At 33.1% G+C, this 25,327-nt stretch carries 27 protein-coding genes and 1 riboswitch; of the genes, 15 read left to right on the plus strand and 12 right to left on the minus strand.

What is annotated here, in order from left to right; genetic code table 11:
- Positions 1 to 129 precede the first annotated feature (129 nt).
- Entirely contained in the window at positions 130 to 1,092 is a 963-nt protein-coding gene (gene tsf / locus BOW57_RS03975; protein ID WP_089052686.1) for a translation elongation factor Ts, read from the plus strand.
- 109 nt (positions 1,093 to 1,201) lie between these two features.
- Here tsf and BOW57_RS03980 read toward each other — a convergent pair whose 3' ends face one another.
- Complete coding sequence (locus BOW57_RS03980) at positions 1,202 to 3,322, minus strand: M3 family metallopeptidase (protein ID WP_089052685.1); 2,121 nt, start codon at positions 3,320 to 3,322, stop codon at positions 1,202 to 1,204.
- A gap of 171 nt (positions 3,323 to 3,493) precedes the next feature.
- Between BOW57_RS03980 and BOW57_RS03985 the strand changes: the two genes are divergently transcribed.
- The 12 genes from BOW57_RS03985 (at position 3,494) to BOW57_RS04040 (ending at position 13,083) form a co-directional block, all read left to right on the plus strand.
- A complete protein-coding gene (locus tag BOW57_RS03985) occupies positions 3,494 to 4,159 on the plus strand; it encodes a queuosine precursor transporter (RefSeq protein ID WP_089052684.1) in 666 nt (221 codons plus the stop codon).
- 14 nt (positions 4,160 to 4,173) lie between these two features.
- A complete protein-coding gene (locus BOW57_RS03990) occupies positions 4,174 to 4,854 on the plus strand; it encodes a hypothetical protein (protein ID WP_129053112.1) in 681 nt (226 codons plus the stop codon).
- Entirely contained in the window at positions 4,854 to 5,423 is a 570-nt protein-coding gene (locus tag BOW57_RS03995; RefSeq protein ID WP_129053113.1) for a DNA-3-methyladenine glycosylase I, read from the plus strand. The genes BOW57_RS03990 and BOW57_RS03995 overlap by 1 nt, the downstream gene beginning before the upstream one ends.
- A 98-nt stretch (positions 5,424 to 5,521) precedes the next feature.
- Positions 5,522 to 5,618: riboswitch (TPP riboswitch) on the plus strand.
- Positions 5,619 to 5,683: 65 nt separating this feature from the next.
- Complete coding sequence (gene thiS / locus BOW57_RS04000; protein ID WP_053472622.1) at positions 5,684 to 5,890, plus strand: sulfur carrier protein ThiS; 207 nt, start codon at positions 5,684 to 5,686, stop codon at positions 5,888 to 5,890.
- Between the two features lie 155 nt (positions 5,891 to 6,045).
- Positions 6,046 to 7,869: a phosphomethylpyrimidine synthase ThiC gene (gene thiC / locus BOW57_RS04005; protein WP_129053114.1), complete on the plus strand. Its 1,824-nt coding sequence runs from the start codon at positions 6,046 to 6,048 to the stop codon at positions 7,867 to 7,869.
- A gap of 37 nt (positions 7,870 to 7,906) precedes the next feature.
- Positions 7,907 to 8,503: a thiamine phosphate synthase gene (locus tag BOW57_RS04010; RefSeq protein ID WP_371413510.1), complete on the plus strand. Its 597-nt coding sequence runs from the start codon at positions 7,907 to 7,909 to the stop codon at positions 8,501 to 8,503.
- A complete protein-coding gene (locus BOW57_RS04015) occupies positions 8,470 to 9,225 on the plus strand; it encodes a hydroxymethylpyrimidine/phosphomethylpyrimidine kinase (RefSeq protein WP_129053116.1) in 756 nt (251 codons plus the stop codon). The genes BOW57_RS04010 and BOW57_RS04015 overlap by 34 nt, the downstream gene beginning before the upstream one ends.
- Positions 9,215 to 9,853: a thiamine phosphate synthase gene (locus tag BOW57_RS04020; protein WP_129053117.1), complete on the plus strand. Its 639-nt coding sequence runs from the start codon at positions 9,215 to 9,217 to the stop codon at positions 9,851 to 9,853. The genes BOW57_RS04015 and BOW57_RS04020 overlap by 11 nt, the downstream gene beginning before the upstream one ends.
- Entirely contained in the window at positions 9,834 to 10,610 is a 777-nt protein-coding gene (locus tag BOW57_RS04025; RefSeq protein ID WP_089052677.1) for a thiazole synthase, read from the plus strand. The genes BOW57_RS04020 and BOW57_RS04025 overlap by 20 nt, the downstream gene beginning before the upstream one ends.
- A gap of 152 nt (positions 10,611 to 10,762) precedes the next feature.
- Positions 10,763 to 11,140 carry a GxxExxY protein gene (locus BOW57_RS04030; RefSeq protein ID WP_089052676.1) on the plus strand — a complete coding sequence of 126 codons (378 nt, stop codon included), beginning with the start codon at positions 10,763 to 10,765 and terminating at the stop codon, positions 11,138 to 11,140.
- Between the two features lie 38 nt (positions 11,141 to 11,178).
- Positions 11,179 to 12,315, plus strand: a complete 1,137-nt coding sequence (gene thiH, locus BOW57_RS04035; protein ID WP_129053118.1) for a 2-iminoacetate synthase ThiH — start codon at positions 11,179 to 11,181, stop codon at positions 12,313 to 12,315.
- 57 nt (positions 12,316 to 12,372) lie between these two features.
- Positions 12,373 to 13,083 (plus strand): HesA/MoeB/ThiF family protein, encoded by a 711-nt coding sequence (locus BOW57_RS04040; RefSeq protein WP_129053119.1) that lies wholly within the window; start codon positions 12,373 to 12,375, stop codon positions 13,081 to 13,083.
- Here the strand turns inward: BOW57_RS04040 and BOW57_RS04045 are convergent.
- The 4 genes from BOW57_RS04045 to BOW57_RS04060 form a co-directional block, all read right to left on the minus strand.
- Positions 13,080 to 13,874: an MOSC domain-containing protein gene (locus tag BOW57_RS04045; protein ID WP_129053120.1), complete on the minus strand. Its 795-nt coding sequence runs from the start codon at positions 13,872 to 13,874 to the stop codon at positions 13,080 to 13,082. The two genes, BOW57_RS04040 and BOW57_RS04045, sit on opposite strands and share 4 nt — an antisense overlap.
- Position 13,875: 1 nt before the next feature.
- Positions 13,876 to 14,514, minus strand: coding sequence for a leucyl/phenylalanyl-tRNA--protein transferase (gene aat / locus BOW57_RS04050; protein ID WP_129053121.1), 639 nt, complete (start codon positions 14,512 to 14,514; stop codon positions 13,876 to 13,878).
- A 256-nt stretch (positions 14,515 to 14,770) separates the two neighbouring features.
- Complete coding sequence (locus tag BOW57_RS04055) at positions 14,771 to 15,142, minus strand: DUF3127 domain-containing protein (RefSeq protein WP_089052671.1); 372 nt, start codon at positions 15,140 to 15,142, stop codon at positions 14,771 to 14,773.
- A 30-nt stretch (positions 15,143 to 15,172) separates the two neighbouring features.
- Complete coding sequence (locus tag BOW57_RS04060; RefSeq protein ID WP_129053122.1) at positions 15,173 to 16,048, minus strand: flavin reductase family protein; 876 nt, start codon at positions 16,046 to 16,048, stop codon at positions 15,173 to 15,175.
- A 161-nt stretch (positions 16,049 to 16,209) separates the two neighbouring features.
- Between BOW57_RS04060 and BOW57_RS04065 the strand changes: the two genes are divergently transcribed.
- Entirely contained in the window at positions 16,210 to 17,364 is a 1,155-nt protein-coding gene (locus BOW57_RS04065; RefSeq protein WP_129053123.1) for a PAS domain-containing sensor histidine kinase, read from the plus strand.
- 65 nt (positions 17,365 to 17,429) lie between these two features.
- Here BOW57_RS04065 and BOW57_RS04070 read toward each other — a convergent pair whose 3' ends face one another.
- Both BOW57_RS04070 and greA read right to left on the minus strand, forming a co-directional pair.
- Positions 17,430 to 17,816: an HIT family protein gene (locus tag BOW57_RS04070; RefSeq protein ID WP_089052668.1), complete on the minus strand. Its 387-nt coding sequence runs from the start codon at positions 17,814 to 17,816 to the stop codon at positions 17,430 to 17,432.
- Positions 17,817 to 17,883: 67 nt separating this feature from the next.
- Positions 17,884 to 18,360, minus strand: coding sequence for a transcription elongation factor GreA (gene greA / locus BOW57_RS04075; RefSeq protein WP_089052667.1), 477 nt, complete (start codon positions 18,358 to 18,360; stop codon positions 17,884 to 17,886).
- Between the two features lie 155 nt (positions 18,361 to 18,515).
- Here greA and BOW57_RS04080 point away from each other — a divergent pair, with 155 nt between their 5' ends.
- Positions 18,516 to 18,929, plus strand: coding sequence for a hypothetical protein (locus BOW57_RS04080; protein WP_129053124.1), 414 nt, complete (start codon positions 18,516 to 18,518; stop codon positions 18,927 to 18,929).
- Between the two features lie 55 nt (positions 18,930 to 18,984).
- Here the strand turns inward: BOW57_RS04080 and BOW57_RS04085 are convergent, their stop codons facing one another.
- The 5 genes from BOW57_RS04085 to pnuC all read right to left on the minus strand — a co-directional run bounded on the left by BOW57_RS04085 (position 18,985) and on the right by pnuC (position 25,306).
- Positions 18,985 to 21,174: a TonB-dependent receptor gene (locus BOW57_RS04085; RefSeq protein ID WP_089052665.1), complete on the minus strand. Its 2,190-nt coding sequence runs from the start codon at positions 21,172 to 21,174 to the stop codon at positions 18,985 to 18,987.
- A gap of 257 nt (positions 21,175 to 21,431) precedes the next feature.
- On the minus strand, positions 21,432 to 22,193 hold the full coding sequence (locus BOW57_RS04090; RefSeq protein ID WP_129053125.1) for a hypothetical protein: 762 nt from the start codon (positions 22,191 to 22,193) through the stop codon (positions 21,432 to 21,434).
- A 13-nt stretch (positions 22,194 to 22,206) separates the two neighbouring features.
- Positions 22,207 to 22,608 carry an alternative ribosome rescue aminoacyl-tRNA hydrolase ArfB gene (gene arfB / locus BOW57_RS04095; protein WP_129053126.1) on the minus strand — a complete coding sequence of 134 codons (402 nt, stop codon included), beginning with the start codon at positions 22,606 to 22,608 and terminating at the stop codon, positions 22,207 to 22,209.
- Complete coding sequence (locus tag BOW57_RS04100) at positions 22,608 to 24,722, minus strand: DUF4301 family protein (RefSeq protein ID WP_129053127.1); 2,115 nt, start codon at positions 24,720 to 24,722, stop codon at positions 22,608 to 22,610. Before BOW57_RS04100 ends, arfB begins: the two co-directional genes overlap by 1 nt.
- On the minus strand, positions 24,683 to 25,306 hold the full coding sequence (gene pnuC, locus BOW57_RS04105; RefSeq protein ID WP_129053128.1) for a nicotinamide riboside transporter PnuC: 624 nt from the start codon (positions 25,304 to 25,306) through the stop codon (positions 24,683 to 24,685). The genes BOW57_RS04100 and pnuC overlap by 40 nt, the downstream gene beginning before the upstream one ends.
- Between the last annotated feature and the right edge of the window lie 21 nt (positions 25,307 to 25,327).

Here is a 25,327-nt window from a genome sequence, read left to right on the forward strand (position 1 = left end):
TAAATTCCAAATTTTAAATTCCAAACTCCAAATACAAAATTAAAAACGTTATGTTGATAATTTAATAAAATTGGAGTTTGGGATTTAGAAGATGGAATTTTTACTTTTAACATTAAAATTCAAAATATTATGGCAACAATTACTGCTGCAGACGTAAATAAATTAAGACAATCTACAGGTGCCGGAATGATGGACTGTAAAAAAGCTTTAGTTGAAGCTGAAGGAGATTTCGATAAAGCTATACAAATCCTTAGAGAAAAAGGACAAAAAGTTGCTGCTAACCGTTCTGACCGTGAGTCTTCTGAAGGAGCTGCTGTTTCTTTTATCAATGCAGATCACACTAAAGGAGCTATCATCACTTTAAACTGCGAAACTGACTTCGTCGGTAAAAATGAAGCTTTCGTAACTTTAGCTAAAGATTTAGTAGAAAGAGCTATCAATTTCTCTTCTAAAGAAGAATTCTTAGCTTCAGATTTCAACGGAATTACTGTTGCTGAAAAATTAATCGAGCAAACTGGAGTTATCGGAGAAAAAATCGAAATCGGTGGTTTTGAAATTTTAGAAGGTGCTTTCGTTGGATCTTATGTTCACGTTAACAAAATCGCTGCATTAACTGCAATTTCTGCTGCAATTCCTAACGCTGACGTTTTAACTAAAGATGTTTCTATGCAAGTTGCTTCTATGGGAGCTGATACATTATCTTACAAAGATTTTGATCCTGCTTTTGTTGAATCTGAACTTGCTGCTCGTATTGCTGTAATCGAAAAAGATAACGAAGAAGCAAAACGTTTAGGAAAAACTTTAAAAAATGTTCCTAAATATATTTCTTTCTCTCAATTAACTGAAGAAGTTTTAAAACAAGCTGAAGAAGATGCTAAAGCTGAATTAAAAGCAGAAGGTAAACCAGAACAAATCTGGGACAAAATTATTCCAGGAAAAGTACAACGTTTCATTTCTGACAACACTACTTTAGATCAAGAAAAAGCTTTACTTGATCAAAACTTCATCAAAGATGACAGTAAAAAAGTTGGTGATTACGTTAAAGGATTCAACGTTGAAATTACAGGTTTCAAAAGAGTTACTTTAGGTTAATATATTATTTCAATAGAAAAAGCCCGAATATTAATTTATTCGGGCTTTTTTATGTTTGTCAAATTATAAAGACGCACCGCAGTGCGCCTATTATAATTGCAAAGTATTTTTACTTTTTCTTTTCTACAATTGGAAAATTTCTAGCACGCATTAACGCATCAGATTTTGGAGCTCTGCCTCTAAAATTCTCATATGCTTTCTCCTGATCTATAGTGTTTCCTACACTAAAAACATTATCATAAAGACGCTTAGCTACTTCTTTATCATAAGGTCCTTTTCCTTCTGTAAAAGCCTCCCAAGCATCAGCATTAATCACGTCTGCCCATAAATAACTGTAATATCCAGCCGCATAACCATCACCAGAGAAAATGTGTCCAAATTGAGGGATTCTATGTCTCATTACAATTTCTGACGGCATATGAAGCGCATCTAAAGTTTCTTTCTCAAATTTATGAGGATCAATAGTTGTAGTTGCCAAGTGCAGTTTCATATCTATTAAAGAACTAGAAATTGTTTCGACAGTAGCAAACCCCTCATTAAAATTAGCCGCTTTCTCAATTCTATCCACTAATGATTGAGGTAATGGCTGATTTGTTTTATAATGCAATGCAAATTTATTCAACACTTCTGGTGTAGCCAGCCAATGCTCCAATAATTGCGACGGGAACTCTACATAATCTCTAGCCACAGATGTTCCTGCTAAACTAGGATAAGTTACATTAGAACATAATCCGTGAAGCGCATGTCCAAACTCATGAAACAATGTAGTTGCATCTTCCCAAGAAATCAAAACAGGTTCGTTTGCTGCACCTTTAATAAAATTACAGTTATTAGATACAATTGTAAGCACTTCACCATCCATTTTTTGCTGATCACGATATGCATTCATCCAAGCACCAGAACGTTTTCCTGTACGTGCATAAGGATCAAAATACCACAACCCTACTGTTTTACCCGTTAATTTGTTGCTCACTTCCCAAACACGAACATCTGGATGATAAACAGGAACATTTGTAACTTGTTTGAAACTTAAATTAAATAATTCTCCAGCAACCCAAAACATTCCTTCACGTAAATTCTCTAATTGCAAATAAGGCTTAACCTCATTTTGATCTAAATCATATTTTGCTTTTCTAACTTTTTCAGCATAATAGCGATAATCCCACGGCTGAATCTTAAATTTCCCACCTTCGGCATCTACAATTTTCTGCATTTCGGCAACATCTTGATGTACTTTCTCAACTGCAGGTTCCCAAACTGACATCATCAAATCCAATGTTTTCTTAGGATCTTTTGCCATTTTATTAGACAAACTCCAATCTGCAAAAGTTGGGAATCCTAATAATTTCGCTTTTTGAGTACGCAATTGCAAAATAGAAACCAAAGTCGCGTTATTATCATTTGCATTTCCATTATCACCGCGTTTCACAAAAATATCGAAAGCTTTTTCTCTTAATTCTCTACGATTCGAGAAAGTTAAAAATGGTTCAATTGAAGAACGTGTATTGGCAATACAGCCCAAAACATCAAGTTTTCTCTCCTTTGCTTCAGCAATAGCAGCATTTTTTACTTCTAACGGTAAACCATCAAAATCACTTTCTGTCTTTAAGGCTACATATTGATTATTTTCTTCGGCTAATAAATTTTGACTGAATTTAGTAAAAAGACTTGCCAATTTTTTATTAATATCAGCTACTTTTTCTTTGTCTGCCGCATTCAATTTAGCTCCTTCACGTACAAAATCAGTATAATACAACCAGATTAAACGTTGCTGTTCACTGGTCAGTTTTTTACTTTCTTTAGAATTGTACAAAGCCTCAACTCTTGTAAAAAGTTTTTTATTCTGATTGATCTTATCAGAGAATTCCGAAAACTTAGGAGACATCTCGCGATCTACAGCACTAAACTCAGGTGTGCTCAAATTCGATCTGTAAATTCCGTATACTGTCAAAATCCTAGTAATTGTTTTTCCAGAACGTTCCAGCTCAGCAATTGTATTTTCAAAAGTCGGTGCCTTCGGATTATTAGCAATAGCATCAATCTCGTTCAGTTTTTCTTGAATTGCAAACTGAATTGCCGGCTTAAAATCCGCAACCTTATACTCATTAAACGCAGGAACTCCGCCATATGGCCCTGTCCAATTTTTGAGCAATGGGTTATCTGAATTTGATTGTGCGGTGGCCGCAAAAAAAGTTGTTCCCATGAGAAAAATTGTCATTAATTTTTTCATTATCATTATTTTTTAACTAATATATTATTGTTCCAAATGTAACTAAAATCAGCGTTCAAAATAGAATTTTAACTTTCCGATTCTCTTAAATGCAACAGCTTAATTTAAAATCAATCCTTTTTAAGTTATAAAGAAATAGTTTAAATTTGAAACATCATTTACCAAATTAAGATGTTTAAAACCCGAAAAGAAATTGTTTTTGTTGTCCTTGCCGGAATATTTATAACGAATGCAGTTGTTGCAGAACTTATTGGTGGAAAACTAATTCAAATTGGCCCTTTTGTAATGAGCATTGGAATTTTGCCATGGCCTGTTGTTTTTCTAACGACCGATTTGATTAATGAATATTTTGGAGAAAAAGGAGTGAAAAAACTCTCTTTTATAACTGCTTGTTTGATCGCTTATGCTTTTCTAATTCTGTTTATGGCAATAGTAATTCCTGCTGCAAAAGGGATAAGTCCTGTAAACGATGAGCAATTTCAAGCTGTTTTTGGACAAAGTATGTGGATTATTGTTGGAAGTTTAATTGCTTTTATGGCATCGCAATTAATTGATGTATGGATTTTTTGGTTTTTTAAAAGACGTACAGGTGAGCGAAAAATTTGGCTTAGAACAACCGGTTCAACCGTAGTTTCGCAATTATTTGACTCATTTATTGTTCTTGGAATTGCTTTTTGGCTGCCTGGAAAAATTGATTTTGATACTTTTCTTTCTTCCGCATTAATTGGATATACCTTTAAATTATCAATTGCAATTTTACTAACCCCATTAATCTATGCGGGGCATCATTTGATAAAAAAATATTTGGACGAGGAAGGCTCATCTCACAAAGGATAAACCAAAATGAAGCCATGAAAAAAAACTATACGATATTAGTATTCCTTATCGCTTTCCTTTTTTTCGGCTGCGGAAATGACGAGAAAAAACAGCCTAAGAAAAAAGTCTCCCCTGTTAATTCTTTGAAAACGGCACCGCTAAAAGAAATTTCCTCTGCTTCTTCAAAAACCATTGTACAGAAAGAAATTCTTACTGACTCCCTTTCTAGTAGAAAAAATATTTTTGCTGTAAAAAAGCCAATCAAAATTAACAAGCGTACTCAAGAATCAAAAACACTGATTAGCACCGCCGCTTCTGAACAAAAAAAAGACCCAACCGAAAATAAATTATTAAGCTTTACAAACCTTCATAAAATATTAAGTAACTGTAAAATTGGTCAAACCTTAACTCAAAAAGAGCTTACTCAAAACTTTGAAATTCAAAAAGAAGCAGTCAAACTTGTTAAAAGCGTAACCAAAACTGCCCAAAATGAAATCGAAGTTAAATGGCATTCAACTTGGTTTATTGAAAAAATATCTGATGCTAAACTTCAAGACGGGCGATTAAAAGTGGTATTTAAAGAAAATAAACTATATACTTCCGGTAATGCAATTGGCATTAAATACAACAAAAAAATCTATAATAATTTAGTTATAATAGGGCGTTCGGCTTACATACCAACTGTAAAAGGCTACAGCTGGCAAATTGGAAAATAATGAAAAACGAAAACATCATTCGCTGCGGCTGGTGCAGCTCAAGCGATTTATACAAAAAATATCATGATGAAGAATGGGGAACTCCTGTTTATGACGACCCTACTCTATTTGAATTTTTAATTCTGGAAACCTTTCAGGCCGGATTGAGCTGGATTACAATTTTAAACAAAAGAGAAAATTTCAAAACAGCTTTTGACAATTTCGATTATAAAAAAATCGCCAGCTATTCTGAAGATAAAATCGAAGAATTACTTCAAAATACGGGAATCATTCGAAACAAACTCAAAATTAGATCAGCAGTTACAAATGCTCAGGCCTTTATGAAAATTCAGGATGAATTTGGAACATTCTCTGATTATATCTGGAAATTCACAGACGGGAAACCTATTGACAATAATCCAAAGACTCTAAAAGATGTTCCTGCAACAACTCCAATTTCTGATGCAATCAGCAAAGATCTAAAAAAACGCGGTTTTAAATTCGTTGGCTCAACCGTTATCTATGCTCATATGCAGGCCACAGGAATGGTCAACGATCATATTGAAGATTGCTGGACGAGAACTAAATAGCTTTCAATTACAATCGTAGTTTTCAGTCACAGTTTTCGTTTTTCAAAAAACTTGAAACTTAAAACCCGAAACTTCTAAACAAATTTTATTACATTTGCTTCACACTTTAGGGGTGTCTGCAATTTGCAGGCTGAGATTTTACCCTCTGAACCTGATCTAGTTCATACTAGCGTAGGGAAAAGTAAGATGACTACTGCGCGCATTTTTTTGCGTTCTTACAGCCATTCCTAAAGTATAACTCTATACTAATTCAAGAAGGAATGGAACTAAAAATCAATCAACAAACCAAACATTTCAATGCTGAATCGCTAAGCGTTCAATCATTGCTCGATCTCGAAATTCCGCACAAACAAAACGGAATCGCCGTTGCTATTAACAACACCGTTGTTCCAAAAACCAAATGGAACGAATTCCTCGTACAAGAAACTGACGAAATTTTAATTATTTCTGCTACGCAGGGAGGTTAAGATTTAAATTCAATTTTTTTATATCCAAATTCCTATTATATACTGGGCGTAGACGCACTGTTGTGCGCCTCTACAGAAAAACTTTGTGAGACAAACACAATCAGAATCAACTTGAAACTTGAAACCTGAAACTTGAAACTTGAAACAAAAATATTATGACTACAGAAGAACAAATATCTAGAACACCATTTCCTAATTCTAAGAAAGTTTACATCGACGGAGAAATTCATCCGATAAAAGTAGCTATGCGCGAGATTCATCTTAGCGACACCAAACTTTCAAACGGAGGAATTGAAAAAAATCCTCCCGTAACCGTTTATGACACATCAGGTCCTTATACCGATCCAAATGTTAAAATTGATATTAGAAAAGGACTGCCGCGCTTACGTGAAAGTTGGATTTTAGATAGAAATGATGTCGAAATTTTAAATGAAATCTCTTCAGATTACGGTCAAAGCCGATTGCGCGACGAAAACCTGAATCATCTTCGTTTTGAATATCTTCATCAGCCAAAACGTGCTAAAAAAGGCGCAAACGTAACGCAGTTATATTATGCGAAACAAGGCATTATTACTCCTGAAATGGAATACATAGCTATTCGCGAAAACCAACGTATCGAGCTTTTAAATGAGCAAACAAAAGCAATGCAATGCCAGCACGGCGGAAATAGTTTTGGTGCAAATACTCCAAAAAGTAAAATAACACCCGAATTTGTCCGTTCTGAAGTGGCATGCGGGAGAGCTATTATCCCAAACAACATTAATCATCCTGAAAGTGAACCTATGATTGTTGGGCGTAATTTCTTGGTAAAAATTAATGCTAACATTGGCAACAGCGCTGTAACATCAAGTATTGAAGAAGAAGTTGAAAAAGCAGTTTGGGCCTGCCGCTGGGGAGCTGACACGATCATGGATTTATCTACAGGAAAAAACATTCATGAAACCAGAGAATGGATTATTCGAAATTCACCAGTCCCAATCGGTACCGTTCCTATTTATCAGGCTTTAGAAAAAGTAAAAGGAATTGCAGAAGATTTAACTTGGGAAATTTTCCGTGATACTTTAATAGAACAAGCAGAACAGGGTGTTTCATACTTTACAATTCATGCTGGAGTTTTACTTCGTTATATTCATTTAACAGCAAATCGTGTAACGGGAATCGTTTCTCGAGGTGGATCAATTATGGCAAAATGGTGTTTATTTCATCATAAAGAAAACTTCTTGTATACTCATTTTGAGGAAATCTGCGAGATTATGAAACAATACGATGTTGCTTTTTCTTTAGGAGACGGTTTACGCCCAGGTTCAATTGCAGATGCTAATGATGCCGCACAATTTGCCGAATTAGAAACTTTAGGTGAATTAACCAAAATTGCTTGGAAACATGATGTTCAGGTTTTTATTGAAGGTCCAGGACACGTACCAATGCACATGATTAAAGAAAACATGGACAAACAATTAGAACATTGTCATGAAGCTCCATTTTACACTTTAGGTCCTTTAACAACAGATATTGCGCCGGGTTACGATCATATAACATCAGCAATTGGAGCCGCAATGATAGGCTGGTACGGATGTGCTATGTTGTGTTATGTAACACCTAAAGAACATCTTGGTTTACCTAATAAAAAAGATGTTAAAGATGGCGTAATCACCTATAAAATTTCGGCACATGCCGCAGATTTAGCAAAAGGTCATCCAGGAGCTCAGTATCGTGATAATGCTTTAAGTAAAGCCCGTTTTGAATTCCGTTGGGAAGATCAATTTAACCTAGCCTTAGATCCAGATACAGCGAGAGAATTTCACGATGAAACACTTCCTGCCGATGGTGCAAAAGTAGCACACTTTTGTTCGATGTGCGGACCAAAATTCTGCTCTATGAAAATATCTCAGGAAATTAGAGATGTCGCTGCCGCAGAAAAAGGAATGCAAGAAAAATCAGAAGAATTTATTGAGCAGGGAAAAGAGATTTATATTTAAGTGAAAAGATAAAAGAAACAATAAGAAAGTTATGATTATGATTACGAATCCTTCTTTTATTGAAGATGAAATCAAGATAATTCATTCTTTATTTGAAGAGGGATTGTGTTTGCTTCACATTCGAAAACCTGATTTTTCTAATTTGGAAATGGCGCATTTTATTAATCCGATAAAAATGGAATTTAGATCGAAACTGGTTTTACACAGTCATCATGATTTGGCAAAAGACTTTGGTATTAATCGAATTCATTTTTCTAAAAAAGACAGAAATTCTCCTTCAAGATTTTCAAAACCTTGTGAATGTAAAAACCAGTTTATATCAACATCAACGCATTCTATAGAAGATTTTAATTCTCTGGAAAATGATTTCGATTATGCATTCTTAAGTCCGGTTTTTAAAAGTATTTCAAAAGAAAATTATGAGTCAAAAACAGATCTCTTTAAAGCATTAAAATCTAGAACAAACTATAAAACAAAAATCATTGCTTTAGGCGGAATTCATTCTGAAAATATTCGAAAAACGCTCGAAAATGGTTTTGATAACATCGCACTTTTAGGTGCTGTTTGGAGCAATATAAACCCTGTAAAAGAATTTAAATTATGTCAGCAAATCGTCCTTTCGCACTTACAATAGCCGGCCTTGACCCTTCGGGAGGAGCTGGTATTCTTGCCGACATCAAAACTTTTGAGCAGCATAAAGTCAATGGTTTTGCAGTTATTACTGCCAATACTATTCAAACTGAAGATACATTTTATGAAATCCAGTGGACGGATTTAAGTTTTGTGATTCGTTCAATTGAAACTCTTTTTTTGAGTTATAAAATCAGCGTGGTCAAAATCGGAATTGTTCCTTCTGCACATTATTTAAATCGAATTCTATCAACCATAAAACTGTTATCTCCAACTACACAAATAGTTTGGGATCCTGTTTTAAAATCAACGACAAAATTTGAATTTCTTTCAATTAACGATTATTCAGATCTAAACAAAATTTTATCAAAAATCGATCTAATCACACCCAATTATAATGAAATTGAAGTTTTATATCCTGGGTTTATTTCAAAGAAACTTTGGTTGCAAAACGAAATTCCCACCAATATTTTATTGAAAGGCGGGCATAACAAAAAAGCCATTGGAACAGATCATTTATTTCTAAAAAATGAAGTTTTTGATTTGCTTCCTACAGGTAAAAAATGTTCTGAAAAACATGGCTCAGGCTGTGTCTTATCATCTGCGATTGCTTCAAATCTTGCATTAAACCAAACTTTATATGAAGCTTGTAAAAATGCTAAAACCTACATAGAAAAATACCTGAGTTCAACATCAACTTTAATCGGATATCATCATGTACAATAAACTGCAATACATTTCACAAGGAAAAACGATCGAACAACAATTGTACAACATTCATCAAGCTTTAGATGCTGGATGCGACTGGATACAAATGCGATTTAAAAATCAGACTGCAAAAAACAGCTTTGCTTTGGCAGAAGCTGTAAAATTTTTATGCGAAGAATATCTCGCCAACTTTATTGTAAATGATAATTTATATCTCGCTCAGCAAATTGCTGCCGATGGCGTTCACCTAGGTTTATCAGACATGAAAATCGATGAAGCAAGGGCAATTTTAGGTGCTACAAAAATTATTGGCGGAACTGCAAATACATTTGAAGACATAGTAAATCATGCAAAAAATGGCTGCGATTATATTGGTTTGGGCCCTTTTAGATTTACTAATACAAAAGAAAAATTAAGTCCCATATTAGGCTTATCTGGTTACTATGATATCCTTGAAAAATTGAAAAAAAATAACATTGAAATTCCAATTTATGCAATTGGAGGAATCACCTTGAAAGATTTAAATCCGTTGATTGAAACTGGAATTCACGGAATTGCAGTTTCAGGTATCATCACAAAAAGTGATGAAAAAGAACTATTAATTCAACAATTAAACGAAAAATTATATGCAAACGTCATTGTTTAATATTGGAGACAAATCCTTTAAATCGCGTTTATTTCTAGGAACAGGAAAATTTGGTTCCAATCAGGAAATGGAAGATGCTATTTTAGCTTCAGAAAGTGAGTTAGTTACGGTTGCCTTAAAGCGCATTGATCTCGAAACCGACACTGATGCCATTTTATTGCATTTACAACATCCAAATATCAATTTATTACCCAATACTTCTGGCGCAAGAAATGCAAAAGAGGCCGTTTTTGCTGCACAATTGGCCCGTGAAGCTTTAGAAACAAATTGGCTCAAACTGGAGATTCATCCAGATCCAAAATATTTACTGCCTGATCCCATCGAGACTTTAAAGGCGACAGAAGAACTGGCTAAACTAGGTTTCTTTGTACTGCCTTATATTCACGCTGATCCTGTATTGTGCAAACATTTAGAAAGCGCAGGAACTTCAGCAGTTATGCCATTAGGGTCACCAATAGGCAGTAATAAAGGCTTAAAAACAATTGATTTTTTAGAAATTATAATCGAACAAAGCAATGTTCCGGTTATTGTTGATGCAGGAATTGGCGCTCCATCTGATGCTGCAAAAGCAATGGAAATTGGCGCTGATGCCGTTTTGGTAAATACCGCAATTGCCGTTGCAGGAAACCCAAAATTAATGGCTGAAGCATTTAAAGAAGCGGTTATTGCAGGAAGAAAAGCTTTTGAAGCCAAAATTGCTAATCAACAAAACTATGCTGTGGCCTCTAGTCCTTTGACTTCATTTTTATATGATTAATTTTTAATCTCTCGCAGATTTGGCAGATTAAGCAGATTTATTTGGATAAAAAATGCTCAAAAAATAATCTGCTTAATCTGCCAAATCTGCGAGAAAAACACTTTAAAAGTAGGAAATTTCGTTAAATTTGATTCAAAATTAAAATCCCGATTATGTCAGAAAATGAAATTTCATATAAAGTTAGAGGTGCTATTTTTACAGTATACAACACCCTAGGCCCCGGACTATTAGAATCAGTTTATGAAAGCGCCTTATATTATCAATTAAATAAAGATGGATTAAATACCATCAAACAAGTTAATATTCCGGTTAATTATAATAATGTAGAATTAGATATCACTTTCCGAATAGATTTACTAGTCGAACACAAAGTAATTGTTGAATTAAAATCCGTTGAAGAGCTTAAATCTATTCACTTTAAACAACTAAATACCTATTTAAAACTAACAAACAAAAAACTCGGATTATTAGTCAATTTTAATTGTATAAACATCCTAGATAATATACATCGAGTCGCAAACAAAATCTGATATATTCATGAAAATCTGCATGAAATAAAAAAAATAAAATGAAAACATTCAAATCTATTTTTGAGCAATATAATTGGGATGATATCCAGTCCAGAATATACCAAACCACGTCAAAAGATATCGAGCGAACTTTGGCTAAAACCAAATACAGTCTCGATGATTTCTTGGTTTTGATCTCTCCTATTGCCCAAAATTATCTGGAAGAAATGGCGCAAAAATGCCATGAAATCACTAAAAAACGCTTCGGAAAAGCCATCCAAATGTATGCGCCGCTTTATTTAAGCAACGAATGTCAAAACATTTGCACTTATTGCGGATTTAGTTTAGACAATAAAATCAAAAGAAAAACATTATCTGATACCGAAATAAAACTCGAAGTCGAAGCTTTAAAAAATATAGGTTTTGACCACGTTTTACTCGTTACAGGTGAAGCTAATTATACTGTAAACATTAATTATTTTCTAAATGCGATAAATCTTATCAAAAACAATTTTTCGATCATTTCTGTTGAAGTGCAACCGCTTTCTACAGAAGATTATGAAAGATTGCACAATGCTGGTGTATATTCTGTTTTGGTTTATCAGGAAACTTACCATCAAGAAGTTTACAAAAAATACCATACAAAAGGCAAGAAATCAAATTTTGACTATAGACTGGAGACTCCAGATCGAATTGGAACTGCTGGAATTCATAAAATTGGGTTAGGTGTTTTATTGGGTTTAGAAGACTGGCGAACGGATAGTTTTTTTAACGCTTTGCATTTAGATTATCTTCAAAAAAAATACTGGCAGACTAAATATTCTGTTTCCTTCCCTCGCCTTCGTCCTGCTGAAGGAATTATCGAACCAAATTTTATAATGGACGATAAAGATTTGACACAATTAATTTGTGCTTATCGTTTATGGAATGAAGATTTGGAAATTTCGATTTCAACGAGAGAAAACGAAAAATTCAGAAACAATATTATTCCTATTGGCGTTACCAGCATGAGTGCAGGCTCGAAAACAAATCCAGGCGGATATGTTGTTGACCCGCAATCATTAGAGCAATTCGAAATCAGCGATGAACGCTCTGCAGATGAAATTGCACAGATTATAAAAAGTAAAGGTTACGAACCAGTATGGAAAGATTGGGACAAAGTATATAGTCAAAAGTTTGAAAGCCTAAAGTCATAAAGCCCAAAACTTTTGACTTTCAACTTTCGACTTTAAAAACTTTAAGACTAAATTAAAATGAGCATTATACAAGAATTTTTACGTTACAACAGACAAACCATGTTGCCTGAAATTGGTGATGAAGGTCAGGAAAAATTAAAAAAAGCACGTGTTTTAGTAATTGGTGCCGGTGGTTTAGGCTGCCCTATTTTGCAATATATTGCAACGGCTGGAGTTGGTTATATTGGAATTATAGATTTTGATACCATTGAAATTCACAATCTTCACAGACAGATTTTGTATACCGAAAATGAAATTGGTCAGCAAAAAGCAATTGTGGCAAAAGAAGTCGTTTCAAGATTAAATCCGCTTATTGAAGTTGCTGCTACTACCGAGAAATTAACTTTAGAAAATGCGTCAGAAGTCATTAAGCAATATGATATAATTGTAGATGGTTCTGATAATTTTACTACTCGTTATCTGGTAAATGATACTTGCGTTCAACTCAATAAACCATTGGTTTATGGCAGCATTTTAAGATTTGAAGGGCAAATTGCAGTTTTTAATCATAACGGAAGTAAAAATTTACGTGATTTATTTCCCGAAATGCCAGATCCAAAAGATGTTCCAAATTGTAATTTGAATGGAGTTTTAGGAACATTACCAGGAATTATAGGAAATATGATGGCACATGAAACATTAAAATTAATCTTGGAGCTGCCAACTTTAAAAAATGAATTGATCATTTTTAATACATTGAACTGGAGTTTTACAAAACTGAACTTTTAGAAAACAATTGCATCTCCAATCTTGATTGTTCCAGAATTCAAACCCACAATATTTGTCCCGAATAAAACCGAATTATCTACATTTCTGTATTTACTTAACGTTTTTAAAGGTTCTTTTTTTAATCGCCCGTTTTCTGGATCATTATTCACCATAATACATCTTCCACAGGGTTTTATGTTTTTAAATTGAACTTCTCCAATGGAAAAACTTTTAAAATCATCTTCTTCATGAGGATTTTCACTGCTTACAACAATGTTGGGGCGAAACCTTTTTATGGTGATTTTTTCATCGAGTTTATCGTTCAAAAAGTCCAAGCTTTTTGTACCAATTAATAAATAAGGATAACCATCTGCTAAACTTACATTGAAAGTTTCTTTTACTCTGGAACTTTCATGTTTACGATCTCCATTTTTTAGAATTTTTACTAATTTACATTCGAAGCCCAAATGCTGGCTGAACCATTTCGAAGTTGCTTGATTCACTTCAACCACTTCGCTTTTATCATCCCAAACATTCACTTCCAGCGAATTGCCTAAATGTTCATTAATAGAAAATTCATGTTTTTGATCTTTAAAAGTAATACTGATTTTTCCATCTAAAATCTGCGGATAAAATTGGCTCATTATGCGATGTTCTCTTTGGGTAATCATTTGATTATCTGCATCAATAAGCATCCATCTTCGGTCATTTTTAAATCCCATTTCTTCAGCCAAAGCAGATTGAAGGCTGATTCCTGCCAAGCTTTTTATTGGATAAATATAGATTTCCTTTACAATATGAACTGCACTCATTCTATTTACTTTTTAAAATTGTCATAAATTCATCACGGTCAATTTCGCGACAACCTAAACTCTCTAAATGTGGATTGTAGACTTGGCAATCTAATAGTTTGTAATTCTCTTTTTCTAGATAATTCACTAAAGCTATGAAAGCAATTTTTGAAGCATTTGAGACTTTAGAAAACATACTTTCACCGCAAAAAATATGTCCCAAATCTATTCCGTACAAACCACCAACCAGTTCTTCGTCTTGCCAGACCTCTACAGATTTTGCAATTCCCTGAGCATGAAGTTTACAATAAGCTTCAATCATTTGGTTCGAAATCCAGGTTCCGTTTTGTCCGTCTCTTTTTATCTTCTGACAATTTGAAATCACGTCTTCAAAATTTTGATTAAAAGTGACTTTAAATTGATTTCTATTTAAAATGTTACGCATGCTTTTAGACACTATTAATTCATCTAAAAACAAAACCATTCTTGGATCTGGCGACCACCAAAGGATTGGTTCACCCTCATTAAACCACGGAAAAATTCCATTCCTGTATGCGAGCTTTAATCGCTCTGGATTTAAGTCCCCTCCAATTGCAAGAATTCCCTCTTCATCAGCTTCTGAAACTGGCGGAAAAAATAGATCTTCAAATAAATAATACATATTTTAAAATAATCACTATTGAAAAAATTCCAAAAATTAAATTCTAAATTCCAAAATTCCGCAATCTTGTCATTCTGACTGAAAGGAAAAATCACACGCAAAACTCGCCAGAGATTGTCGATTTACTTTGCGGAATTACTTGTGTGATTTCTCCTTTCAGTCGAAATGACAAAACAAACTCAAAAATAAAATTCCAAATTCCAAATTCACGAAAATGAATTGGAATTTGGAATTTAATAAATTGATTTTTAAACTCTTAGAACGGCAAATCGTCTGGTTCGTCTTCGTTTAAATTTGTTGCTGGAGCAAAAGCTTCTGCTGCCGGCATTGCTGGAGTTTGTGCAGGACCTTCTGGTGCAAGTCTTTCGATTCTCCAACCTTGAATACTATTAAAATATCTAGTTTCTCCTTGTGGATTAACCCATTCTCTTCCTCTTAAGTTGATAGAAACTTTTACTGCCTCTCCTTGCTTATAGCTGCTTAATAAATCGCATTTATCTTGTGTAAATTCGATTAAAATGTGCTGTGGATACTGCTCATCTGTAGTAACTACTAGTTCTCTTTTTTTGAATGAAGCACTAACTTGCTGCTCAGGATTAACCACTTTTACTTTTCCTATAACTTCCATCTTCGTCTATATTAATTATTGTTTCTATTCTTATTTTTTAGCTAAAAGCACTTTCCAAGCCGAGGTAATATCTTCTTTATCGAGATATTTTTTTGCTTCTAAATGGATTTTTTTCTCATCGTCTGAACTTAAAACTCCTTTTACAGCAAAATTTTCTTTCACAAATATACTAACTTCTTCTTTTGTAGGCAAGGTTTCTATATTGCCTAATTTTCCAAGGTCATTTCCATTAAACACAGGGCTTTGCCTGATATAATCTGGAATTGCATCAACACCAACTCCTAAAGTTGTAAGCGGTTTTTGTACTTCAAATAACCCTTGATTCGATCTAGAATACCAATTTCCGCCAAGTCGTGAAACCAAATCGATTTTATGTTGATCGATTGCTCCATTTTCATCAAGAATTGCTTCATGAATATGAATTTTAACTACTTCGCAAAGAATCAAATTCCCTGCTCCGCCTTCGGTTCCTAGAGGAATAATCTGAGTTACCTTACATTCAAACTGAACCGGAGATTCTTTTACTCTATATGGTTTTACAAAATCTGAAGGAATTTGGGTTAAACCTGCTTTTATAAACTCGTTTACACAATCTCCATATTCTGTACTTGCCAATGATGTTTGCTGTACCAAATCGTAATTAACGACATTAATTACAACTTCACGAGTTGCTTCAGCATTTATCAAGGTGTGTTTTATGGTATTATCACGAACACGTCTTGATGGAGAAAAAACTAAAATTGGCGGATTAGCACTAAACACATTAAAGAAACTAAAGGGAGATAAATTTGGAACTCCATTTACACTTATGGTGCTTGCAAAAGCAATTGGCCTTGGGCCTACGGCACTTTGCAAATATCCTTGCAGTTTTACTGTCGTTATCTCTTTTGGGTCTATGCTGATCATAATTTCTCCATTTAACCGAACCTCAACTTCGGGCTTACAAAAGTATATAAATCGTTTAACTTCGAGAAATAGTTTTGCAAGATAAAAACAAAAAATCTTTAAAGTTCTGCGAAATATAAAATGCGTTTATTTCGTTATATTTATACCTCAAAAATTAGTTTATGCGTTTTTCTGAAAGTAGAAATACAACCCGTTGGATCATTATTTTTATTTCCTTCTTAATCATTTCTTTGATTCTTTGGAATACTTATACTTTTTTCCAAATCTTTAAAAATGAGGAAAGGTTAAAAATGAATCTTTGGGCTAATGCTCAAAAAACATTAATTAATGCAGATGAAAATACTGATCTTGATTTACCCCTTGAAATCATAAACAACAATACTTCTGTACCAGTAATGTTAGTAATGTATGACAAAGTTATAAGCTCAGTAAATGTTCCTGAACACATAATTAATGATAGAAAAGAGTCTGTTAAATTTTTAAACAATCTTAAAAACGAAAATGATCCTGTTATAATTGAATATGCTCCTGGTAAATTTCAACAGATCTATTATGGCAATTCGGCTTTGATCAATAAATTAAAATATTATCCTGTAGCTTTATTATTGATTATTTTTTTGTGCGGTGCTTTGATCTACAATTTTTACAAAAGCACAAAAATGGCAACTCAGAATAAATTATGGGCAGGAATGGCAAAGGAAACAGCACACCAAATTGGCACTCCATTATCATCATTAATAGGCTGGGTTGAAATTTTAAAAACGGAAGAAATCGATCAATCTATTACAGGTGAAATCGAAAAAGATGTTGAGCGTTTGCAAACCATAACAGATCGTTTTTCTAAAATTGGCTCTGTTCCTGTTTTAGAACCAAATGATATTGTGGCAGAAACTTTGAATACCTATGAATATTTGCAATCGAGATTTTCTAAGCAGGTGTCGTTTTCGTATCAAGCTCCCGAAAAACAAATTTTTGTTCTGATTAATCCCACGCTGCACAGCTGGACTATTGAAAATTTAATTAAAAATGCAATTGATGCAATGAAAGGAAAGGGAAATCTTGATCTTCAGATAGAATTAGATTCTCATCATGTAAAAATAAATGTAAAAGATTCTGGAAGCGGCATTTCTAAAAATCAATTCAAAACTATTTTTGAACCTGGTTTTACTACTAAAAAAAGAGGCTGGGGCTTGGGACTTTCTTTGACGAAAAGAATTGTTGAAGAATATCACAATGGAAAAATCAAAGTGCTGCATTCTGAAATTGGAAAAGGAACTACTTTTCAAATCAGTTATAAAATAAACACTCCAGTTTAAAAAAATAGACATAAAAAAAACACCAATTCAAAATCGAATTGGTGTTTTTAAAATTTTTGTACTTTTTAAAGATTAGATTGAATGTCTTTTGCTAAAGCTTCAAATTCTTCTTTTGAAAGTTTTACTTTATTATGAAAACGCATTTCATCCATTTCATTAAGCGGAATTAGATGTACGTGTGCATGAGGAACTTCTAAACCTACAACTGCCATTCCAATTCTTTTACATGGAACTGTTTTTTCCAGCGCCGCTGCAATTCTTTTCGAAAACTTCATTAATCCTAAATACAATTCGTCATCCATATCAAAAATCTTATCGATTTCTTGTTTTGGAATACAAAGTGTATGTCCTTTTGCATTCGGATTTACATCTAAAAAAGCCAAATAGTTATCGTCTTCAGCGATTTTATAAGCTGGAATTTCTCCGTTTACTATTTTAGTGAATATTGACATCGTTTATTTGTTTAATCGTTTATCCGTTTAACCGATTAAACAAGTAACCGATTAAACTAAAGAAAATTTAGTCTCTTGAAATTTCAAGAATTTCAAATTTTAAAACACCATTTGGTACCGTAATCTCAGCTACTTCGCCAACAGATTTTCCTAATAAGCCTTTTCCAATAGGAGAAGTTACAGAGATTTTTCCTGTTTTTAAATCGGCTTCACTTTCAGCAACAAGTGTATACTTCATCTCCATTCCGTTGCTTTGGTTTTTAATTTTCACATTAGAAAGTACCAAAGCTTTCGAAACATCAAGTTGAGATTCATCAATTAATCTTGCATTTGCATATACTTCTTCAAGTTTAGCAATTCTCATTTCTAATAAACCTTGTGCTTCTTTTGCAGCATCATACTCAGCATTTTCAGATAAGTCACCTTTATCTCTTGCTTCTGCTATATCTTGAGATGCTTTTGGACGCATTACACTCTTTAAATGCTCCAATTCATCTTTTAACTTTTTTAATCCTTCTGCGGTATAATAAGATACTTTACTCATAACTTCATCGTTTATATAAATAGAAAAAATCCCATCGGGACGGGATTTTGTATTACAAATATACTATTATTTTTTGTAGTACATAATTATATGTTAATCATATAAAAATCAAATCTAAATAATTTATTTTTGTTTCACTAATTCTTATTAAAATAATGAAAAAAATCTTTCTACTAATCGCCTTCGTTTCTATCCTTTTCTCTTGCAGTGACAGCGAGCGCAGCAATAAAAATCCATATATTCCAAATTACTCTGTAAATCTATCTGTAGATATGAACCTGCCGGCTTATTCCAATCTGAAATTTGTGAGCAACGGTGTAATAATTCCTAATTATGGAGCAAAAGGAATTATTATTTTTAATGCTGGAGGCACCTATAATGCTTTTGATGCCGCTTGTCCTAATCAGGATTTAAACTCATGCGTTGCCATGACAATTAACGGTATTAATGCCGTTTGTTCTTGCGATAAAACGGAGTACAGTCTATTTACTGGACTTGGCGGTAAAGATTATCCATTAAAACAATATCGTGTTGAAGTAAGCGGAACTGTAATTCGCGTTTATAACTAAAATAAAAAAAGCCTGAAAATTTAAACTTTCAGGCTTTTTTTTACTCAAGAATATTTTAGAATTTCAACGTTAATCCCGCTAAGAAATTAATTCCTGCCTGCGGATAATAGTATGGATAAATATCCCACATAGCTCCGTTTGAAACATACTTTTTATCTAGAATATTATTTACTAAACCCGTAATCATAATCGATTTAAAAACAGATTTTGGTTTAATCTCGTAAGACACATTCAGATCGTTTACAAAATAATCAGCCAGTTTTGCAGATGGTAATTCGATGTTGTTCATGTATTGTTTACCAACATACTTTTGCAGCAACGAAACGTATAAATTCTCAATTGGTTTATAAATTATAATATTTCCTGCAATAACTTCTGGCGAATAAGCAATATCCGTTGTTCCGTAATACTGTCCATCAACAGCTAAATCAACATTTTTATTACTGCTTAAAGTGAAATTAGGTCTCAAAATAAATTTTTCTGAAAGCGCGATTGTCGCATCAAATTCAAATCCTAAACGGTAACTTTTTTCAGTATTAGCACGAATTGGCGCACCAACATCATCCAATCTTCCCGTTAATATTAATTGATCTCTATATCCCATGTAGTAGAAATTAGAATTCAATTGGATTTTTTCTGAATTAAATCTCCATCCCAATTCAAAATCATTTAGTTTTTCAGGCTTCACATTTCCGCCTTCATAGTCTGTTCTATTAGGCTCACGGTTTGCACGTGCATATGAAAAGTAAAGATTGTTTTTTGAATTGATCTCAAAATTTAAACCTGCTTTTGGATTAAAAAAGTTAAACTTATCATTTACCAAACCAGTTTGAGCGCTATTGGCTTTATAATGTACATTTCGGTATTGTAAATCTCCATAAAAGCTTAATTTTTCAGTAAACTGATAGTTTGCTTTTGCAAAAATATTCCCGTCTGTTTTTGTCGAGAAATCATCATAATAATGATCCCCTAGTTCAGACTGAGCTGAATTTCTTGCCCAAATTACTTTTCCGTAATGATCGCCTTCGTATTTATTCCAGCCTCCACCAATAATAACATCTAGTTTTTCTTCTTTATATTTTACTGAAAAAGTTGTTCCGTAAAAGTCATTATCTAACCATTTCTGACGAATCAAATCGGTTCCCGGAACTAATTCTCCTAAATCATTCTCAACTTGTTTTGTAGGCTGAATCGGCCCATATCCTTCAATTGGTTCATCATATTTATAATTTTCATAATACCCTAATCCTTTTGTGTAATGAAATGCCAGATTAGTACTCCACTTATCAGACCATGATTCGCTCCAATGCAGTTGGTAATGATCTTGATTATAATTATCTGTTTCATTATCGTAAAAACGAACATTTCCTTGTTCGTCTTTATATTTTCCTGCGGAATTATAAGTGCGGTTTGAATTTAAAGTTTCAGCATCGATTCCATTCCATGATTGGTACGTTTTTTCAGTTCCTCCAAAAACAAGAGCTTTAATCAAAGTTGTTTTTCCAACGTAAGTTCCTTGCAAGAAATATGATTTTAGATCTGATTTGGCGCGATCTACATAACCATCAGATTTCAATGTAGACAAACGACCTGCTAATTCAAAATGATCGTTTAACAAACCTGTGCTGAATTTTACAGTGTTTTTGTTTGAATTGAAACTTCCGTAAGAACTCGAAATTTCACCATTTGCTTTAGAAGCATAGTTATCGGTAAGCATATTTAAGCTGGCTCCAAACGCCGAAGATCCGTTTGTAGAAGTTCCAACACCTCGTTGTAATTGTAAACTCTCTAGAGAAGAAGCAAAATCAGGCATATTTACCCAAAAAGTTCCTTGACTTTCAGCATCATTATAAGGAATTCCGTTTATAGTAACGTTTACTCTCGTAGCATCACTTCCTCTAACTCTAATTCCTGTATACCCCATTCCGTTTCCAGCGTCAGAAGTCGTAACAACAGAAGGCAGATAGTTCATAAGAACAGGTATATCCTGTCCTAGATTTCTATATTTAATTTCTTTTTTATCCATGTTACTGAACGTAACCGGAGTTTTTGAAGTAACACGAACTGCAGAAACTAATACATCATCAAGTTTAGTAACTTTTGTTGAATCCTGTTCTTGCGCAGTAGAAACCAGTGTAAAGAAGAAAGAAGAAAGAAGAAAGAAAATGGATTTGGTTCTGCTCAGTTTTTGAACCTTAGAACCTTTGCAACTTAGTACCTCAGTACCTAAAAAAAGTGTTTTCATTCGTAAAAAATTACGAATAAAAGGGGGAATTATTCTTTTGTTAAATTAATAAATGTTTCACGACAAAATAAAGTGTGTACGCTTGATTATGTCGTTTTTTCCCTTAGCAACATTACTCGCTCAGGTTCTTTGGGTATGATCTCAGCTCGTTATTTGGAGCACCCCTTTGAGACGAGGCAAAGGTAAAAAAGAATTAAGAAAAAAGCAGTATGTCTCCAGGTATTTTAAAAATAAATCATTTATAAAACTATACGTTTCTAATCTTCATATTTAATTTGTCTTTCAAGGTAATAGTAAACTGGTTTTTCCTCGTATGCAAACACCTCAAAATAAGCACTTATCCAATTTTTATCATCTGATTTTAAATAATGAAACCTTCTAACAAGTATTTTTTCTGAATTACCAAATTGACCTTCTATATATTCCTCAGCTAAAAAACCTTTTGAATTATATTTATAAATTACATTCCAAGAGCCTTCCGTAATAATTTTTGTCAGATTACTATGATCGTCATATATGTAATTTTTTAGCGAATCTTTTACATATTCATACTCCTGTATATCTTTCAGTTTTTTAGAAACTTGTTTTTGCAGTAAATTGTTTTTGTATTCATAATGTGTTATTTGCGACAAGGTATCAGGTTCATTATAGAATTTTTCTTCTACAAGCTGCCCTTTTTCATCATAAATAAATTTTGTTCTATGAAGCACTTTACTCTCTTCAGAATAGATGACATTTTCAACAATCTGATTCTTTTCATTGTAAACATCCTGAGGCTGTGACCATAGATCCGGCCCCATATAATCAGGTTGAAAAAGTTTTCCAGAACGGTTTTTTATAAATAAAAAATCGGCTATTTTTTCTCTCGTTTTAAATTCTTTACCAACTTTTACAGCCTTAAAAAGAGTTGCAGTCATTTCTTTTACATTCCCCTTAAGAGCAAAATCGTATTCAAAATTAGTTGATTGTGAATATGTTTTTACACTCAAAGCAATAAGTAACACAACTAGTATCTTCATTTATTTATATTTTTTAAAACTCTGGTCTCTTCCTGTTTTTCTTTATTTCAGAAACACTTTTTTTGTCTTTGATTCTTTTTTTAATTACGGATTTTGGAATTTTGGTCGCTTTTCGAATTTTAGGAACAAACAAACCTTTTTTTATAATTTCTAAAAAACGTCTTATAACAATCTCTTTGTTTTTAATCTGACTTCGATCTTCGTCACAATTTAAAATCAATATGTTCTCAGATGTTAAACGAAATGATAAATTATCTTTCAAAAGCGCTTTTTCTTCATCTGACAAAACCTGAGAAGCTTCTAAATCAAAAGTTAAAACTACTTTTGATGAAACTTTATTTACGTTTTGTCCGCCTGCACCACTGCTTCTAACCGCTTTAAAACTTAATTCTGATATGATTTTTTCGTTATCCATTATTGTGGCTGATGTGTCGCTTTTAATAAATCGTTTACCGTTTTTACCGGATTAAAGGTTATTAATGGAACTGCAACAAAAATAGTGAGCCAATGCGCCATTGAACCATTCCATAACCCTGGCAATTCATAATTTTTTACCGCTTTGCCTTCTACACTTTTCTCTACAATAAAACCAGCATTTTGATCTATATATTGGCCAAGATTAAACTTTTGCCCTTTAAAATTCTTAATTCCGCAAACCAAATCAACTGGATTAAAATGGGTTGCCGCTTCTAAAATTTCAAGTTGTTTTTTATTTTGAAGATCAATTTGAGAGGCTTCTACAATTTGAAGAGAAACTTCTCCTTTGTCATTCATTACCCAAAATGGGCCTCCGCCCGGTTCACCTTCGTTTCGAACCATTCCGCAAACTCGAATTGGCCGATCTAAGATTTCTCTAATTTTGGTAATTTTATGTTCAAAAGTAAATTTGTAAAAATCTTTACTTACCTGAATATTTAACTTCTCGGCTAGAAATTCAATAATTGCAGCAAAATCACTTTCATTTAATTCGTTATTTTCAATTGCTCTTAAATAGCTGAATACTCTTTCTTGAATTTCGATCAAAATACCACCTAGGGCTTTTTTATACAGTGTAGTTTCATCAATATGATTTTGAATGACATTATCTATATTCTTAATAAAGATAATATCTGCATCAAGATTATTTAGATTTTCAATTAATGCACCATGTCCTCCGGGTCTAAAAATCAGCTTTTCATTTTGATTTCTTACAATTTTGTTCTTTACATCAACTGTAATAGAATCTGTGCTTTTATTTTGATAGGAATACCCAATATTTATTTGGGTTCCTGAAGATTTTTCTATTTTCCCTCTAACCTCATCAACGGCCTGTTCAAATAAATTTTGATGAATTTCTGAAACGGTAAAATGCAAATTCGAGCTGTTATTTGTTGTCGCATAATGAACGCATTCATTTAAATGCTCTTCAATTGGATTTGCCAGATGGGTTTTGTATAGATGAAAAGGTAAAACCGCTTTTGGTTTATTTGCCGAATTAAAATACTCTGGAGACAATAGTAATTTTATGAAATAATAATTTTTATAGTCTCTTTCTAAAGCATCAAAATCTGGATAAACTTCTTTTAGCTTTTTATAGACTATTTCAAAAAAAGGAAATTTCTCCATTCCTACTATAAAAATAGCAAGCTCTTTATCATTTTTTCTATTGATATAGGCATTTATAGTTTCTTTTTCAATATCAAAATCATTCAAGAAAGCAATTAAAAACTTAAACATTCTAGTTGCTGCACCAGAAGCTGGAACAAACTTTTTAATTTTTAAATTTCTTCTCTGAGCATCAAAAAAAACGGCCTTTTCTTTAAACTCTATATCAGATAAACTTAAAATTCCGTTATTGATCGTTGCTGGATTTATTAAGCTGCTTTTTGTAATTCCGTTTTTAAAAATTTCCAACTGTTTTAGTACATTTTCAAAAGGAATACCATGCTCGTATATCTGAACAAAATCAGCAGAACTAAAACCATGCTTTTTAGCTATTGCTAAGTTATCTACAATTTCTACAGCCTTTGCCAAGCGGCTTTCTTTGTTACCTGAAAGCGTGATAAAGGGCTTTTTAGTATTTATCAGGGTTTCTTTAAAAACAGAGAATACTGTTTCTCTTCCTTCGGGTGTATCTCTAATATCATCCTTTTCCCAAGGCACATCAATGTCCGTAAGAAAAAACAAATCGTATTCATGTTCAAGCGCCGCCTCATTTAAAAGCGGATCACAAACATTATAATACATTTCAGAGAAAACTTTGGTAACCATTAAATTGGTATCGCAAAACAAGTATTTTTTTGCCTTTGAAAGTTTTTGATTTTCTAGAGCGGTCTGCCCATAAGCAATGGGCATCATATCTGCCTCAACACAAATATGCTGATTTTCTTCCCATTTTTCTTGCAGATAATCACGTGCAAATTCCGGAACCCATTCTGTTTCGTAATAATCTGCAAGTTGTGTTGCCAATGTGGTTTTACCTGTACTTTCAGGGCCAAATAAAGCAATTTTTATGATAGCTGTTTTTTGCTGTCTAAGATTTTTCTCCATTCTAAATAAGCTGAAATAGCTAAAATTGTAAAAATTAAATATTGAAGTGACAGCATTCCAAGTCCGCGATAAGCGTACAGAGGTACTACAATAATGTCACCAATAATCCAAAGTGTCCAGTTTTCGATTTTTTTTCTGGCCATATACCACATCCCTGCAAAAAATATTCCAGAAGATATCATATCAACATAATTGTCATTATGTATTTCGTAATCGAAATATTTATAAATCCCGAAAACTACAAAAACAGTTACTAAAAACAATACTGCTCCAATTATTTTTTCATTAAAATTTGTTCTGGTAATTGGCAGATTATCCTCGACTGCTCCTCCTCTTCCCCAAACATACCAGCCATAGATGCTCATAATCGAAAAATATCCGTTTATAATCATATCGCCAATATAGCCGGCAACATATAAAAGATACACTGAAATAACTGTGGCGATTAAACCTGTTGGATAAACCAAGATGTTTTCTTTTTTTGCAAACCAAACGCTTAAAATTCCAAACACAAAAACCAAAAACTCTAAGGCAATATGCCAAAGCGGTGCATTTTTATAACTATCAAGAAAAAAATCTATCATTTGTGCGGTATTTTATAAACT

Origin of the sequence: Flavobacterium sp. YO64, from assembly GCF_004119505.1 — a bacterium.
In the GTDB taxonomy this organism is placed as follows: Bacteria; Bacteroidota; Bacteroidia; order Flavobacteriales; family Flavobacteriaceae; genus Flavobacterium; species Flavobacterium oncorhynchi.